Here is a 16,075-nt window from a genome sequence, read left to right as displayed (position 1 = left end):
ACTCCCAGCGCCCCGCCTGGGATGCCGTCGCCACCTGGGTGCTCACCCACCACATTGGGCACCTCATCGTCTGCCGCACCGACCGCCTCACACACGCCCGCCAGAGACAACTACTCGCCCTGCGGGAACGGTGCGGCATCCGCCTCACCCTCCTATGGCACCGGCAGGTCACCCCTGCCCTGAGAACGCTCCTCGAAGAAACCCCGCACCGCCTCATCGACACCCTCCCCCACGCCCGTATCGCCCTGGACCGGACGGAACACTCACCGACCGGTACCCCAAGCGCCGGACAGCAGCGGCCCACCGAACCTGCCCCTCGTCGCCAGGACGGCGGGCAGTGGATCACCTCCCCGGCACCGTCGGACGGCGTGGTGACAAACCGCCCGAAACGCGCCCGGTGCCAGGGCGCACCCGAGCTCGCCCCCACAACGAGCAGCGCACAGCCCGAGCAAGGACATGACCGCATACCGGCAAACGGCCTCGCCGCCCGGCTGACCACGGTGGCACACCCCCTGCACGCCACAGCCCTGACCATCCACGCGGTCACCGGGGCAGACATCAACCAGCTCGCGCTCATCCGCGGCATCGACATCAACGAAACAGCGACCACCGTCAAGATCCACGACAGCACAGCCCACCGCCGATGCCGGCTCTACCCACTCCCCACCTGGACACGCCGCCTCGCACGCGCCGCCGGCATTCACGGACAGCTCAAGGACCGCACCCCGGACAGCCCGCTATTCCCCCTCATCACAGTCCAGGACGGCGAACAACTCCGCCTCACCTCAACAGGAATCCGCTACACACTCGGCCCCCACCGGTAGAAAGCGACGATGCCCGCCCGGCCTCAACCTTCGGCACCCAATCCCCTGCTACCACAGCCCTGACCAGCGACAACACACCCCGTGCCATACCGACCGGCAACCAACTGACCAGCATCATCACCAAAAACGACAGCGCCAGATCGGCATCCATGACAGCAGTCGAGCCACCCACGACAACTCACTGCCCCACTGACATCACAACACCGAACCACCACTGACAAAAACCTGCAGATCATCATCCGGTGCCCTCTCCGCGCTCCCTGCGCACCCTCGAAGACCACGACCCGGAGACACCCAACACGCCACTGAACTGGGGTGATGCCCACTCCGGAGCGCTCCGGGGCGCTGCCCGGCCCTCCCCCGGACCAGAGGCCGGCCCCACCACCCGGACCCCGCACGAGCCCTGAACAACCCTCACCTGACACACCATCAGGCACCTCACCCAAAATCCATCGGTCGCCACAAAACACCAACACCGAATTCACCACCCATCAGAAAATGACCCACCGTACAAATTCCCGAACCCCGAAAAACCACCACCCGAAAACACAGACACGGCCCCGGAATTACCACCCCGGAACCGCACCCGAAAAACACTCTGTACCAGGATCTGTATCACGCACAGGCGGCCGGTGCTGTCGGTACTCGTGAACATCGGGTTGTGTGCGATGTGCCGGCTTCGTGGCAGTGAGCCAGCTGGGGATGTACCACCCCATGACAGACGCGAGGTCGCGAAGTACCACCGCCGTGTCAGTGAGCCCTTTCCAATCTCGCGGCACTGACCACGAGTGGACACGCATGCGGAACGACGAAGCTCCTGGCAGACGGGTTCTCGACCAAGAGCTTCGCGCGCTTGTCTACCCGTCGTCGATGGAATTGGGGGCCTCAGGGGCGCCCGGGGTGGGGTCGTGCGCGGCTTCGCCGGGCCCGCGGGCATGTTCTGGGCGTGATGTACGGCACCTGGGCCAGTTGCTTCCCGGCACGTTCTCACGCACCCGCCCGCAGCTTCGTCAGAACGGCTCTGACCTGGTGTTTTCATTGATTTCACATAGGCTGCGGAGGTCTGCCGGGCACCATGGGAGGGGTCTTCGTGAGTGGGGAAAGAATGGGGTACGACGCTGTCAGGATCGAGGAGCTGGAGGGGCGGGAAGCCGTTCGGAAACGGCCCGGTATGTGGGTTGGCTCGACCGGCGAACGCGGTCTGCACGAGTTGGTGTTCCAGGTCGTCGGCTGGGCCGTGAACCATGTCCTGGCCGGCCGCGGCGACGGCTCCGTCGATGTCACGCTCACCCCCGATGGCGGCGTGCGGGTCGCCCACAACGGGCTTGGGCGTCCCTTCGCCGCCGAGGGGGACACCGGCGGCCGCGGTCTCGAAGCCCTGCTGACCCGTATGCCCGCCGAGGCCGAGCCCGGTGGTCGGCACATCGCGGCCGTGAGCCATGGCCGGATTATGGGGCTCTTCGTAGCCAACGCCCTGTCGAGCAGACTGATGGCCGAGGTGCAGTGTGAGGGGGCCCGCAGGGTCCAGGAGTACGCGCGCGGTGTCGCGGCCGCCCAGCCCGCCGCCGTGGGGCCGACGGCCGGAAGCGGGACGACCATCACTTTCTGGCCCGACGCCGAGATCTTCGAGGCGACGTGGTGCTCGTTCGCCGTGCTGGCGGAGCGTTTCCGGCAGGTGGCCTTCCTCAACCGGGGCCTGGGGATCTCGCTGGCCGACGAACGCCCGGCGGGCGGGGCCCGGGCGGTAAGCTTCCGGTTTCCGGACGGAGTGCGGGACTTCGTGGCCGCCCTCGACGCGGAGACGGGGGCGGCCCTCCATCCGGACGTCATCGGCTTCGAGCGCGAGGATCCACGGATGGCGGGGACGATGGAGGTGGCCATGCTGTGGAGCGGCTCGGGCCAGGAGCAAATCCGCAGCTTCGCCAACAGCCGGGCCACTCGCCAGGGCGGCACGCACGTGGACGGCTTCCGAGACGGAGTAACGGCGGCGGTCACCGCGTACGCGCGTGAACGAGGGCTGCTGGCGGCGGACAACGATCCCTGCGCCGACCGGATCAGCAAGGGCCTCACGGCAGTCGTGTCGGTGAAACTCGAACGCCCCGAATACCTCGGCGCCACGCACGAGCTGCTGGGCAACACCGACGTACGCGGCTGTGTCAGGCAGGCTGTCCGGGAACACCTCGGCAACTGGATCGAGGAGCAGTCGAAGCAAGCCGCGCAGGTCGTCGACCGAATCCTCCGGAACATCCATCAGGACTGACCGGCGACGGAACTCCCGCTATGGACGGGATCTGCGGAACGACGAAGCTCCTGGTAGACGGGTTCTTGACCAGATCGCTTGCAGCCACCAGGAGCTTCGCGTGCTTGTCTACCCGTCGTCGATCGACCTGTCCAGTCGTACTTTGCAGTGTCTGACCGGACGACTCGCTGTCCGGCGAGGGGAGATCGGAACCCGATGGCGACGCCTGACCGCCGGCCGTCAGGCTCTCCTCGCCCTGGCCCATCTGCGCTGCGGCGACACGTACGCCCAGCTCGCCGCCGGGTTCGGCATCGGCATCGCGACCGTGTACCGCTACATACGCGAGGCCATCGAGGTGCTGACCAGCCTCGCACCCACCCTGGCCGAGGTCATGCAGATCGCACGAACCAAGGCGTTCGTCATCCTGGACGGCACCCTGCTGCCGATCGACCGGATCGCCGCCGACACTCCGTACTACTCGGGCAAACACAAACGTCACGGCATGAACGTCCAGGTCCTCACCGATCCCTTCGGGCGGCTGCTGTGGGCCTCACCAGCACTGCCCGGTTCCACCCACGACCTGACCGCCGCCCGCACCCACGGCATCGTCAAAGCACTCATCGACGCCGACCTCAAGTGTTGGGCCGACAAGGCATATCAAGGTGCTGGTGGTGCCATCCAGGTGCCCTTCCGGGGCCGCCGTCTCAAGCGGTGGCAGCGTCGGCACAACAGCACGCACGCCAAGATCCGCTGCCTCGGCGAACAGGCCATGGCCACCCTGAAGGGCTGGCGCCTCCTGCGCAAGCTCCGCTGCAGCACCAACCGCATCACAGCGATCGTCCAGGCAGTCCTCGTCCTTCATCACGCGTCAGCGTGAGGTTGGAAAAGGCTCAGTGGCAAGCCCCCAGCCACAGGCCGACGCCAGCAGGAACACAGTTCTCCCACTCAACCGTGACTGACACGCTCTCACTGACACGAAGCCGACACATCGCAGTGACACACCGGAAGATTCCAAAATCCCGCGCAACACCACCCTCGGGTAGGGGCGAATACTACGCACGAGAAATCATGTGCTGAATTCCTTCTGATCGTGGGCCCGTCCGTGATGGACGGGCCCACGATCGTGTCCAGTGCCGAGTGCCGGCTGATGCCGCGCAGGCGGGTCGGGTGCTGCCGCGAGGCGCTGAACGCCATTCCGAGGATCGAACGCGCCCCGCCCCGGACCGTGAGGCCCGGGGCAACTGACAGGCGCTCAGAACGGCGTACGGCCGGTCTTCCCTGCCCACGACCGGTGCCGTGCATAGATCTCGCGCCGCAGAACCTGGCGATGCCGACAGCTGCCGATACGGATCGGCGCCTTGCTGCTGCCCTCGGAGCAGCACTCGACGTATGCCGCGGGGCCCGGGTAGTAGACCGCTACGGCCGCCAGCCGTCCACGCACATACCCGACGGCCTAGGTGTGGCAGCAACGCAACGGATTGGTTACGGCTGGGACCTTGAGCGTTCCCGTGCATGCCCCGGAGGGGCTTTCCGGTTCACATTTCCCCAGCTCAGCGCCATGACAATGGAAGCTCATGGTGCTGGAGAAAGCCGAGTGGCGCGGGCTCCCTGTAACCCGGCAAGATCCACGGCATGGCAAAGAAAAAGCGCACGCCCCGTTACAGCTCCCCCAATGCTCCGACATGGGAGAAGCGGGTCCAGTACATCAGCTCCGAATTGAGGGAGTTGAAGTTAAAGGAGTTCTCCGAGCTTTCACCCGACGCAGCGCGTGAAATGGAACGCATCCACAAGGTGAAACTCGGCTACAAAGGCGCGTGCGGGCTCGCCGCACTGGCTCCCGAGGTGAATGGATGGGGGCTGATCCACTGCACGATCCGGGACAAACGGGGGCGCCGTGCCCGGATGACCCTAGCGACCAACGACCTGACCTATCACCACGCTTTCACTGCGGCTGCTGGCTATGAGAATCCGGAGCGCGTGGAACTCGCGGTGGCCCGCTACCCATTCAAGAGGCCGGGATGGCCGGGACCTATCGGGCAGGGCGGGAGTTGGCCTTCCGGGGACCCCGTTCCCTGGAGGGCGACATATCGAAACGCCTCCCCCGACGTGAGCAACACGCGCCATCTGCATGGCGGACAGGTAAGTGGATCTGGAGCAACCAGGGAAATCTGCGCGGCGTTCGTCAAAGGCCCCAGCGGGGCCAAATTTACCATGATCGACGACGCTCCGGTCCACGAATACTCGAAAGTCGTATTCCCGGAATCCGCAATTGATTTCTTCCTTCCCGCCGGAGTCTCAGTCATTCCAGGATGGCCTTCCCCGTCCGCGCCGGGCCCGTGCCCCCTCTCCGGCTGCGAATGAATACGCGAGGCCGTGCACCCCGACCCTGGGCGGTGCACGGTCTCGATGTCTCGATGTCTCGATGTCTCGATGTCTCGATGTCTCGATGTCTCGATGTCTCGATGTCTCGATGTCTCGATGAAAGGAAATCTCGAATGCTTTCACAGGAGCTCGCCCAGTACGTCCTCGCCCTTCTCGCCCTGCCGGCCTTCGCCTGGTACCTGCGCCAGGCAGAGCGGCTCGCCCATCTCGCTGGCAGCCGGCTCCGCCAGTTCCGTTCGTGGCTGCGCCGGAGCGGACGGAGTCTGCTGCGATGGCTACTGACGACAGAGGGCGACGAGGAAGGCGGCTGCTCGACGGCGGCGCCACAGACGCGTCCGTGAGGTGCGGCGGTTCTACCCGGAGATACCGAGACGAGTTCGCCGACCACGTCCAGGACACCCTGCCCGAACGCCGTCGGGGCGAGAAGCACGCCCAGGACCAGGCGCGCGACCGTACCCGGGAGTGCCCCTCGGTTGTCACCTCGGTGCCGTAAATTCGGGACGTCGAACGACGCCCTTCGAAATGACGAAGGGAGACCTGAGATGCGGCATCGCTGTGCAGGCTGGCCGCGCCCCGAGGTCTCCCTCTCATCGTCGTCGGGCTCCACCGCCATGAAGAGATGGGAGAACCGTTGACTGACTCTCAAAGTACCTCAGGAGTAGGACAGCGTCCGCAAGGCTTAAGAGTTGGATCACCTGCTCCACAGAGCCCACCCGACTACGACCCGCTGATAAACGCTCACGCGGCCCTGGTCTTCGTCTCGGCCGCGCTCATCGGCCTCGTCGTCGGAGCGCTCACCTTCCTCGGCACGGCCAACGCTCCCCTCTCCGTCGTCGCCGGCCTGTCAGCCAGCGGCGCAGGGGTGGGAGTGCTGCACAAGATGATCGGCCGATAACCCGCAGGAGACCTCCGGTCTCGCCAGACGCGAATCGAAGGGCCCGGCCAACCGGCGGGGCCCTTCCGCGTATCAGCTCGTATCGCCGCAGCCGAGTGCACCCATCCACAGCGATACGAGCGCAGGGCCATAGCAGAGGCTAGAAGTGCGGGGCGGGGCCTCCATTCCTCCACCCTGGCACCAGCACGAGTCCGGGGCGTCCCGCTGAAAGCCAGCACGCTCATGACCAGCAGCAACGCACTCCACGTTGTACCGATCGGCAACCAACTGACCTGCATAACCACCAAAAAACGTCAGCGCTAAATCGGCATCCGTGTCACCACCCGAAACCCTCACGGCAACGAACCGACCTGCAGAAACCCGGTATCTCCCGCACTGACATCACGATGCCGAACCACCACCGACAAAAACCCACAGATCATCAGGTTGCCGAATTCATCCCGGGCACGGAGACCACGGACGCGCAGTACATCCGGGTCGACCAGCACGAGACCATTGCCAAGATCCGGTCGGACGAGAGCCTGCCCGACCTGGTGCGCTTCCCCTCGCTGGAGCGGATGCGCCAGGAGATCGAGCGGCTGCGCGAGGAGCGGACGAAGATGCGTGCTGAGCGCCGCCGGGAGCGGGTACAGCAGAAGGAGAAGGGGGCCGAACAGTGAGCGGTCTGCATTTCGCCGCGGTGAACGCGGAAGGCATCGTCGCCGACCTGGACCTGCTGCCCGCGGCCTACCGCGTGCTGTTGAAGATGCGCGCCCACAGCGAGCCGGGCGGCCGGATCGAGGTCGACCAGGTCACCCTCGCCCAGATGCTCAGCCTCAGCCGGGCCGCCGTGAACGCCGCGCTGCGCGACCTGGACCTGGCGCAGCTGGTGAAGAAAAAGCGGGCCGGCGTCTACCAGCTCAACCCCATGCTCGCCGCCTACCTCTCCCCAGAGGACGCCATCGCAGCCGTCAAGGCGATGCCGAAGAACGAGCGCCTGAACGCCCCCGGCTTCGTGGAGCGCTACCAGAAGGCCGTGGCGGCCTACCAGGACCAGCTCGCCGAGAAGCGCCGGCTCCGCGAGGACGCCAAGCGCCGCCAGAACCTCAAGGCCGTGTCCTGACCCGACGACCGCTCGACACGACGGCGCTGCACCCACGGTGCGGCGCCGTTCGCGTGCCAGAGAGGCGTACAACGTTCCCACCAAGGGGAAACCGCAGGTCACCGAACCGCCACACGATGCTGTCGGTATCACCAGGGGTACCGACTTGTTCTAGTTCTCCAGAACAAGCGCCTTCCGTCCGAGCACCGCGTACATCGTTCCCCTGGAGGGGAAAGCCGCAGGCGGGACAGCCCGTACGGGCGTTCCACGGGCGCGGCGCCGCGCGCCACCCACCCGAATGCCAGCCCGCGCGGTACGAGTGAGTCGTGACCCACAACTTCGGCCTCTACCTCACCCAGGAGCTGGGCAACCGCTTCGGCTCCACTGATGCCTGGCCCGAGACCGCGGAGCGGGTGACCCCGTTCCTCGCGATCGTCGTGGACGCCCTGGGCGTGAAAGACGGGCTGCGGTGGTTCGAGGCGGCCCGCCAGGCCCACCGGCGCGTAATCGACGATGAACGCGGCGACAGCTACGGCTTCGGCTTCTCCCACTACCTGGACGTGGCAGCCGGGGCGTTCGAGGACGTCACCCTGCCCGTCGTGGCCGCCTTCGAGGCGATGAAGGGCGCGTACGAGGTCGCCCGCCGCGAACGCAGCGTGGACATCGACGTGTACTTCGACTGCGCGGTGCAGGCGTGCTCACGCCTGGGCGGCGTGACGTCGGCAGCAGCGGAAGCAGCCGGGTAGGCGATGGCCGCTGCACGGTGAGGCCGGCCTTGCTGCACGAGCAGCACCCGTGCGCCGACCGGGCCGTGCGAATGCTGCGCTGCATCCGGCGCCACCATGCAGCACGACCAGGAGCACGAGCAGCACGAGGGTGCTACACCTCGATGAAGGCGACCACGACCACGGTCTGCAAGGCCGTCACCCAGTACACGAGCCGGACGCGTTCGACGTCGTCGACGTACTGGCGCAGCCGCAGATACTGCGGGATCGAACTGCCCCGGACTCCGGGGAAGAGCATGCCGTCCTGGTGTTCCCCACGCTGCCGCCGGATGGCACACCGCCAAGGTGTCGAGCGGCCCCCCGAGCCGCGGGCCCCGACCGCCTCCCCGGCGAAGCTCTGCACGAAGTGCGGCGAGGTCATCCACCGCATCCCCGTGAGCCGCCGCGGCCCAGCGGGCTACTGCCAGCGATGCCGAGACCAGGACTACCTCCAACGCCAGCAGAACCCTGCCCAACCTCCCGCCGGCCACAGCGTCCCCACGGGCCCGACATGCGGTTTCTGCCGAACCCCCATGGACTCGGCCTCAGCAGCCCGACGGTGGTGCTCGCACGCCTGCCGACAGGCCGCCTACCGAGCACGCAAGCTCGGCGAGATCCCCGAGCTAGGGCTGTGACAGGGCCTCCCGGACGGCGTCGATACCGAGGGCCAGGTCCGCATGAAAGCTCTGGTGGAGGTCGAAGTCCCGGGTCATGTCGACGTAGTAGCCGTCCGGCAGGGTCGACTCGGCACGCGAGAGGTCGCTGTTCAGTCCGTCGAGCTGGTGGATCATCCGGTGGGTATCGCTCAGGGACTGCCTGAGGGCCTCGGCGAGCGGGCCGCCGGACTGAGGGGAGATGGCCGCACCGGGCCGGTGCGACGCGCGCAGCGCCGCCCGCACCGCCGCGCGCCGGAACTGGGCCAGGGCGAGGGAGGCTTCGATCCCGTCGTAGGAGACCTCGTTCGTCCAGGGGTCGTCATCGGCAAGACCCGACGCCAGGAAGCCGACGCGTCGGGGGACGTCGAGGTCCTTCACCGCGTCGAACATCGGTGCGGCGAGCGCGGCGTCCTGGGCCAGTGCGACCGCGAACGCCCGGGCGTCCTCCCTCCGGAACTCGTCCCTGGTGGCCCGTGTCCCGGACCTCTCGGCCTCCTGCCGGAATCGCTCCACCTGAAGGGCGAGCACCGCTCCGAGCCGTACAGCCGCCAGTTCGGCCGCGGGAAACCCGCCGAGCGCGGCCTCGCGGCCCTGTGCGTCGCACCGGGCGAGGCCGGCCGCGTACGCCCGTACTCCGGACGGCGCGGGCTCGGCGAACGAGTGCAGCACGGGTGCGCCGAAGGGCGGCACGGGGAGCGAGGAGCCGAGGTTCCACAGCGGCGGTCCGGGGGCGCAGCGAGCTGTGGCCCCGTCCGCACCAATGGAGCCACTCACCTCGTCCAGCCCGGCCCGCAGGTCGAGTACGGAATCCAGCGCGGTGGCCAGCTCGCCCAGCAGCTCCGCGAACCTGACGTCTGCCTCCGCGGCCCCCTCGGCCGCGCCAGCCCCATCGGCCTCCCCCGGCGCCTCGGCACCTCTGGCCTGCCGTGCCCCCGTCTCCGCTCCGAGCAGCTTGCCGACGTGGCGCAGGGTGCGGTGCACCTTCGGCATCGACAGGCCCAGCTCGTACCCGATCGCTCCCGGAGCACAGCCGGCCAACCGAAACGCGGTGACGTTGAGTTGACGCTCGTTCAACTCTCTCAGCGGGGCGAGCGCCACCACCGTCCGGGCCTGCACCAGGGCGTCGGTGCTGCCCTTCCCCAGGAGGGCTGGCACCGTCCCGTGCGCAGGGAGGAGCGCCCCGCAGCCGCCGCCGACGGTCATCCGACACGTCCAGGCCCGCAGCGCCTGCGCGGTGACCACGGGGGTCCTGGTGTCCTTCGCGGCCCCGGCCGCGTTCGCGCCCAGCAGGTCCATCCACCGCCGGGCCACCGTCATCGAGTCCTGGGCGAGTCGCGCCGCCTCCACCAGGTCCGCGCCCCGCAGCAGCGACAGGGCGACGAGCGGCCCCGCGTGCGCCCGGTAATAGTCCCCGAACCCGACCCCACTGACGGACGCCGCATCCGCCGGATCTATCGCCATTGACCCAACTCCTCTGCGCTTATAGTCACTTGTGTTTCCGTCGGAGTTCAAGGTAATGGTTCGACGCGCGGAGACGGACTGCCCCGCCCCACGCTCCGATGGCAAACGAGCGAGATCCGATGACAGAGGACAGCTCTACAGCCCCGAGAAACGGACAAACAGGGGCAGAGTTTGGGCAGCGTGACACGTGAGATCTGACATCGCGAAGGACCGTGACAGTCACTTTCCGTCAGCGTGACACCGGTTCCGGAGCGCCTGCGGGCGGTCGCCCGGTAGTGGGCCGACCCGCGACTCCCAGCTTCTGGCCGTCGCTCACGCCTTTGTTCCTTCGACGCGGGTGAGAAACGCGGCGAGCGCGTCGGCGGCTTCGGGCTCGGTGGTGGCGATCCGGGCCGCGAACGCCAGCTCGTCGACGTCGGCGCCGGGGACCAGGCGGGCGAGTTCGGCGAGCAGCGCGGCGTGCGCGAGGACCGGAGGTGTCAGAAGGCCGGCGGCTTCCTCACGGGCGGCGGGATCGCGGTAGTGCCCGAGGTGCGCGGCCAGGGCGTGCGCGAGCCAGCCGTCGACGTCGGCCTGGACGTACCCGCCGGCTCGCCGGTGAGTTCGTCCCGGACGGCTTCGTCCCCGGTACGGGGCTCGGTCTGCTCCAGAGTGCCGAGCTCGCGCAGCGCCTGGAGCTCGTCGGCGCGGGCCGCGATCCACATCGCTTCGCGCAGCTCGGCTTCCCGGGCGGCGGCGGCCGCGGCGTCGGCGGCGAGCTCGGCCTGGACGACGTCGTCGATGTCCGGGTCGTAGACCGTGCCCGCAGGCGCTCGCATTCGTGGTGAGGAATCAGAGCGGGCCGCCACCAGAGCGCTGTACGGCGGCCCGCAGATCTGGTTTATAGCAGGTCCGGAATTCGGCCGGGTCAGAACCGGAAGGAAATTGACGACACGGACGTGAAATCCGCGCGCAGGCCATCGGCCCGTGTGCCCCATTCCGTGAAATACGACTCGGTGATGGCCTCCGCGACGATCGGATGCAGATCCTCCTCCGTCGCCCCTGCCTCCTGGAGCTCCAGGATCTGCTTCACGTAGAAGGGCGAGATGTCCGTGGTGATCTGGCGCTCGCGGCCATCGTCCGAGCTGCCCGCGCAGGTGAATCCGAAGTAGGCCCTCACCTCCACCATCATCCCCTTGGAGGTGGCGGCCTGTGTGCGCGCTTGCGCTCTGACCTGCGGTTGCCACTCGGATTCGGTCTCCTCCACCAGGGCGGCCTGGAGGCGCTTCTGCGGGGTCGTCAGCTTCCCGGCCCGGTAGCGCTCCACCGTGCGGCGTGAGACGCCCAAGCGCTCCGCCAGGACGGTGGTTGACCCCTTCGCCCGCGTGAGGAGGAATTTCACCTGTGCCTTTGCGGACTTCGGAGCGGGCCGGGTGAAGACCTTCCGCTCCGCCCGCGCGAGGGCCTCCAGGACCTTGCCGCGGCGCGGGGCCGGCTGCTGCTGCTCGTGATCGCTCATACCTCCAGGGACCACGGTTCACCTGTGGACAGTCCGCGGGCTCCCGCGCCCAAGTTGCCTGCCGTCGCCGGTGTGACTTTGCGAGGCAAGTGGCCAGCTCTCCACCGAACGTGTCAGGACACAGTGCTTCGTTGATTCCAATGTGGTCAGAGCGTTGACCGATAGTTGGCCCTCAGTCGCTGGATCGAGACACTGCCCTCCTTCAGTCGCGACAGGACCTGATCTCGTACCTTCAAATCAATTTGGTAACACCGGCTTTGGGTGGAGAACGCGTCCGCTAATACGGAAGGAGGACAGCAGAAGGGGAATCTTGTGGCAACTGCGATCATCGCCGTGCTGGGCACCCTGCTCGGTGCTCTTGTGGCGGGCGCTATGCAGCACCTCATCACTCTCTCCGCCCGCCGTGATCGTGATCGGCAAGCGCTGGCTGCTGCAGTAGCCAGCCTGCTCGGTGCCGCGACAGACTATCGCCGCCACCAGTACCTGAAACATGTCGTCCGCGGGACGGGCGAGGCGGAAAGTCTGGAGCTACAGACGGGCCGGTTCGAGGCACAGTGCGGAGTGACCAAGGCCGTGACCGCGCTCACCCTCGCGACCGACAACGCAACGCTCCTACGCTTGGCGACTGCTCTGGTTGACGCGTCTAGTGAGATCAAAAACCACGCACACGACGATCGTCCAGCCATCGACGGCTCGGAAGACCGAGCCCGCCGGGCACACGACGCCTTCCAATCAGCAGCCGCCCAGCACTTGAGGCAGTTCCGGCGTTGAGTCCTCCTCCCTGGGCAACAACCCGCAGGGTGCGAGAAACACAGGTATCTCCGCCGTTCTGCCGAATCTCGACACTTCGCGGGGGCCTCCGCTTCGAGACCGCCTTTTCGTAGTGCCCGATACGGTCGAAATCCGAGCTGGCCAACAAGAAATCAACGTGGCTGGCTCTGTCGATGACGAGGAGCAGCGTTTCTCTGGTAGTTCGGGAGGCGTTTCCCGCGTCGAATATCGATGGCTTCGGACAGCAGCTCGGTGTCGACCGGCAAGACGCCGTCTGCCGCCCCTCCGAGGCCCGGGACAAAAGCGCTGGCTACGGACGCAGGTGGCGGCCGTCGTCTCGCCGTTGCCGAGTGCCGGCGGGTGCCTCCCGTTCTCGTCGACATCGAGATCCGGGCCCAGCGAGCGCCTCCCGAGGCCGTCGACAACTGCTGTCGTGTGACGTCGACAAAGCCAGGCCAGAAAGATCAGGCGGAGGGGAACCGGCGGTGGAACTGTCCAACTCGGGTCTGATGCGGGTGGCCACTGGGAGTCTTGCAGCATTTTCCGGGCGTCGCGCCGCATTCGGGACAGGCGATATCCGTCACTCGCCACGAAGCCAATGGCGCTGGCGTCGCTTCCCGGTTCGTCCGCGCTTTCCGCTTGCCCCGCCTCCTCCCCCGAGCCGAGCGTTCATCAATCGTCGCTTCCCGGTTCGTCCGCGTTTCCTGCGTGACCTGCTTGTTCGGCGTGACCCGAGCCTGGCGTTCCTCAATGGTCAACTGGAGTCGCTCATCGTGAGGGAACGGCCTCCAGCTCCACTTTCCCTGCCCGTCGCTATCTAGGCATTCCTTGCCTGCAGCGGAACGGCAGCTTGGACAATCCCGCTTGATCCAGTGACGGCGCGGAACCTGCTGGTGCGCAGGAGACGACGTGACTCCTCGTTGCCGAGCGCTGCCGCCTCCGTGCGGCTGCTCTTCTGGGGCTTTGGAGCCGCCGCGGTGCTTCTGTTTCCACTGCTTGATCTGGCGTGTGTGGTGAATCGTCAGGCGGTTGCCGGCGATCTCGGCGAAGTGGTCGAGAGCGTCGATCTCGCTGCCTAGTACTCCAGCCGTAGATCGTGATCTTCATGTCTGGTGCGCGGCTTGTCGGCGGTAATGGCTGGCCTGGGCTCGGGCTTGGTGGCGGCGTCGCCAGGCGGACCAGCCGAGCCGGTGGGCTGCGTCGTGCACGGGCTGGACGACGAGCGTGGTGAACAGTCGCTGGATTTCGTTGCAGGTGAGCGGGATCAGCCTGTCCGGGGCGGGATGGTGGGCGTGTTCGTCGGCGCGGACGACGGCGAGGAAGGCGTGGGCGAGCATGGCCAGGGTGACCCAGCGCGACCAGGAGGTGAAGCGGCGGACCTGGTGCTCGTCCAGTCCGGCCAGGCCCTTTCCGGACTGGAAGGTCTCCTCCACCCGCCATCTTGACCCGGCGACGCGGACCAGCGTGGCCAGGGGCGCCGGGGTGGGCGAGAAGCAGCGGTAGTAGGCCAGTTCACCGGTGGTGCGGTTGCGGCGGATCAGCAGCTGGTGGCTGCCAGGGCGGGGTTCGGCCAGGTCGATGACGGCCCAGTCGTAGAAGCGCTGCCCCTTGGCGCCTGCCCCCGCCGACAGCTTCTGCCAGACCCGGTTGGGCACCTTCGCGGCCAGCACGTCCGCGCGGAACTTTCCAGCACCGGTAGTGACTTCGGCCGAGCAGGCGACGGCGAGCACGTAACCGACACCGCGCTCTTCCAGCGGGGAGCGCAGCTTCGGGTTGCCGCCGTAGACCTCGTCCCCCGCGACCCAGCCCACGCGGTGCCCGGCGTCAAGGAACCGGCCGATCATGCGGGCGGCCAGCTCCGGCTTGGTGGCGAAGACGGTGTCCTCACCCAGTCCGGCTGCCCGGCAGCGGTCCGGGTCGCACGTCCACGAGCGCGGGATGTACAGCTCACGGTCCACCGCCGCGTGTCCGCGGCGGCCTGCGTAGACGAGGTAGACGGCGACCTGGGCGTTTTCGATCCTCCCGGCGGTGCCGGTGTATTGGCGCTGGACACCGACGGTGTGCGTGCCCTTCTTCACGTCCCCGGTCTCGTCGACCACCAGCACCGCGTCCTCGTCGCGCAGGTGCTCCAGCACGTACTCCCGCACATCATCGCGCACTACGTCGGCATCCCACCTGGCACGGCCAAGCAAGTGCTGCATGCCGTCCGGGGTGGCCTCCCCGACCCACTCGGCGATGCTCCAGCAGTTCTTACGTGGCAGGTCCGACAGCAGCCCCAGCACCAAGTCCCGTACCCGACGCCGTGGCTCCACTCGCGCGAACCGGCCCGCTATCCGGCCCATCAGAACTTCGAACGCCTCCTGCCAACGGGCAGGATCTACGCTGTGCCCCGCGGCCACCGCCTGATCATCTGTCTTCACACGCCGATGATCACCGGTGGCCGCACCAGTCTGCGGTCCACTCAGCTTCGAGCGTTCACGTGGGCGTGGAGGTCTTGCTCATCCTCTACGCCCACGCCTTCGTGCGCCCGACCGCCAAAGAATCAACGGCATTCCCACGGCGAATGCCGCCTCGACTGCCGCCAGAATCAAGAATCCTTGGGCGGTGCCCGCGGACAAGGTGATCCCCAAGGCAACCACAGCACCGGCAGAGATCCCCAACGACGGCCGCCAGTCGTCGGTACGGATCACCGTCCAGCCCAGCGCGACCAGCGAAACAGCCGTGATGACGCAGACGGCAAAATGCCAGCCGTAGCCGTCCGGCACGCCACACACCCGACTTCGGCCGCTGAACCCCCAGTCGCACCCGCCCTCGACAAGCCCGGTCAGCCCCCAGCCGAACGCGATAGCCATGCACAGCCCATAGAGGGCTCCCCACCCTTTGCTGTTCATGCCCGGATCCTACGGGCGGCCTTCCCGGCGGACACGCCCCTGCACTTGGGCGCGGCCTCAGGACCCATGCCCGGACCACCAGCGGCGCACGGTGCTCCACGTCCAGATCCACGTCCCCGAGTGCCGGCCGCCGCATTACTGCCGCCACCAGCCGCCGCATCTGCGACTGAGCACGGGACCGCCAACTGAGAGGGCAGTAAGTAACGTGCTGCCCGTTTCGCGCTTGCAGCTGGAGCTGTCGGGCTGGTGGTGGCCTCTCCGGGTGACTATGGCCGCGGCTGGGTGAACAACCCCTGCTCGGGCTCGATCAGGATCCCGCGTTCGGCCAGCCGCTTGAGCTTCAGCCGGACGTTGTTGACGTTGCTGGGCGCGATCTCCAGATCCATCGCCTCGCAGACCGCCCGCGCCCGCAGCGGGGCGTCGGCCGCGGCGAACACCGCCATGATCTGCCGGTAGGCCGGATGGTCCGGCAGCTTCGCGGCCGGCGGCGTCGGCGGGGATGGATCAGGCAGAGCCAGCAGCGTCTTGCGGGTGATGCGGACCTCCTCGGCGGCCCGGTCGAACTCCCCAATTGCGCAGTGAGTTCCGCGATGCGTCCCCGTGTAGCCTCGGC

At 67.4% G+C, this 16,075-nt stretch carries 17 protein-coding genes; 10 read left to right on the top strand and 7 right to left on the bottom strand.

Annotated elements, in window-relative coordinates; all coding sequences use genetic code 11:
• Positions 1-38: 38 nt before the first annotated feature.
• The 8 genes from OG936_RS37660 to OG936_RS37625 all read left to right on the top strand — a co-directional run bounded on the left by OG936_RS37660 (position 39) and on the right by OG936_RS37625 (position 8,167).
• Positions 39-824, top strand: a complete 786-nt coding sequence (locus tag OG936_RS37660; RefSeq protein WP_406500221.1) for a hypothetical protein — start codon at positions 39-41, stop codon at positions 822-824.
• Between the two features lie 1,090 nt (positions 825-1,914).
• Positions 1,915-3,084, top strand: coding sequence for a DNA gyrase subunit B (locus tag OG936_RS37655; RefSeq protein ID WP_406500220.1), 1,170 nt, complete (start codon positions 1,915-1,917; stop codon positions 3,082-3,084).
• Positions 3,085-3,184: 100 nt separating this feature from the next.
• Positions 3,185-3,940, top strand: a complete 756-nt coding sequence (locus OG936_RS37650) for a transposase family protein (RefSeq protein WP_406500219.1) — start codon at positions 3,185-3,187, stop codon at positions 3,938-3,940.
• 755 nt (positions 3,941-4,695) lie between these two features.
• Positions 4,696-5,424 carry a hypothetical protein gene (locus tag OG936_RS37645; protein WP_406500218.1) on the top strand — a complete coding sequence of 243 codons (729 nt, stop codon included), beginning with the start codon at positions 4,696-4,698 and terminating at the stop codon, positions 5,422-5,424.
• A gap of 134 nt (positions 5,425-5,558) precedes the next feature.
• Complete coding sequence (locus OG936_RS37640; protein WP_406500217.1) at positions 5,559-5,786, top strand: hypothetical protein; 228 nt, start codon at positions 5,559-5,561, stop codon at positions 5,784-5,786.
• A gap of 940 nt (positions 5,787-6,726) precedes the next feature.
• Positions 6,727-6,999 (top strand): hypothetical protein, encoded by a 273-nt coding sequence (locus OG936_RS37635; protein WP_406500216.1) that lies wholly within the window; start codon positions 6,727-6,729, stop codon positions 6,997-6,999.
• Positions 6,996-7,442 carry a MarR family transcriptional regulator gene (locus OG936_RS37630; protein WP_266366655.1) on the top strand — a complete coding sequence of 149 codons (447 nt, stop codon included), beginning with the start codon at positions 6,996-6,998 and terminating at the stop codon, positions 7,440-7,442. Before OG936_RS37635 ends, OG936_RS37630 begins: the two co-directional genes overlap by 4 nt.
• Positions 7,443-7,747: 305 nt before the next feature.
• Positions 7,748-8,167, top strand: coding sequence for a hypothetical protein (locus tag OG936_RS37625; RefSeq protein WP_406500215.1), 420 nt, complete (start codon positions 7,748-7,750; stop codon positions 8,165-8,167).
• Positions 8,168-8,300: 133 nt separating this feature from the next.
• On the opposite strand, the gene OG936_RS37620 is transcribed toward OG936_RS37625, so the two are convergent.
• The 4 genes from OG936_RS37620 to tpg all read right to left on the bottom strand — a co-directional run bounded on the left by OG936_RS37620 (position 8,301) and on the right by tpg (position 11,800).
• Complete coding sequence (locus OG936_RS37620; RefSeq protein ID WP_406500214.1) at positions 8,301-8,567, bottom strand: hypothetical protein; 267 nt, start codon at positions 8,565-8,567, stop codon at positions 8,301-8,303.
• A gap of 241 nt (positions 8,568-8,808) precedes the next feature.
• The gene (locus tag OG936_RS37615) at positions 8,809-10,302 is read right to left on the bottom strand and encodes a hypothetical protein (protein ID WP_406500213.1); all 1,494 of its coding nucleotides are present in this window, start codon (positions 10,300-10,302) and stop codon (positions 8,809-8,811) included.
• Between the two features lie 479 nt (positions 10,303-10,781).
• The gene (locus tag OG936_RS37610) at positions 10,782-11,120 is read right to left on the bottom strand and encodes a hypothetical protein (protein ID WP_406500212.1); all 339 of its coding nucleotides are present in this window, start codon (positions 11,118-11,120) and stop codon (positions 10,782-10,784) included.
• An 89-nt stretch (positions 11,121-11,209) separates the two neighbouring features.
• Entirely contained in the window at positions 11,210-11,800 is a 591-nt protein-coding gene (gene tpg / locus OG936_RS37605; protein ID WP_406500211.1) for a telomere-protecting terminal protein Tpg, read from the bottom strand.
• A gap of 261 nt (positions 11,801-12,061) precedes the next feature.
• Here tpg and OG936_RS37600 point away from each other — a divergent pair, with 261 nt between their 5' ends.
• Positions 12,062-12,571 (top strand): hypothetical protein, encoded by a 510-nt coding sequence (locus OG936_RS37600; RefSeq protein WP_406500210.1) that lies wholly within the window; start codon positions 12,062-12,064, stop codon positions 12,569-12,571.
• A gap of 872 nt (positions 12,572-13,443) precedes the next feature.
• Positions 13,444-13,650, top strand: coding sequence for a hypothetical protein (locus OG936_RS37595; protein WP_406500209.1), 207 nt, complete (start codon positions 13,444-13,446; stop codon positions 13,648-13,650).
• A gap of 24 nt (positions 13,651-13,674) precedes the next feature.
• Here OG936_RS37595 and OG936_RS37590 read toward each other — a convergent pair whose 3' ends face one another.
• The 3 genes from OG936_RS37590 to OG936_RS37580 form a co-directional block, all read right to left on the bottom strand.
• Positions 13,675-14,913: an IS701 family transposase gene (locus OG936_RS37590; protein WP_359109651.1), complete on the bottom strand. Its 1,239-nt coding sequence runs from the start codon at positions 14,911-14,913 to the stop codon at positions 13,675-13,677.
• Positions 14,914-15,069: 156 nt separating this feature from the next.
• Positions 15,070-15,462 (bottom strand): hypothetical protein, encoded by a 393-nt coding sequence (locus OG936_RS37585; RefSeq protein ID WP_327242194.1) that lies wholly within the window; start codon positions 15,460-15,462, stop codon positions 15,070-15,072.
• A gap of 266 nt (positions 15,463-15,728) precedes the next feature.
• The gene (locus OG936_RS37580) at positions 15,729-15,905 is read right to left on the bottom strand and encodes a hypothetical protein (RefSeq protein WP_406499758.1); all 177 of its coding nucleotides are present in this window, start codon (positions 15,903-15,905) and stop codon (positions 15,729-15,731) included.
• Positions 15,906-16,075: the final 170 nt, after the last annotated feature.

This window comes from Streptomyces sp. NBC_00846 (genome assembly GCF_045207325.1).
Taxonomy (GTDB): Bacteria; Actinomycetota; Actinomycetes; order Streptomycetales; family Streptomycetaceae; genus Streptomyces.
This window is presented reverse-complemented; position numbering and strand designations above follow the sequence as displayed.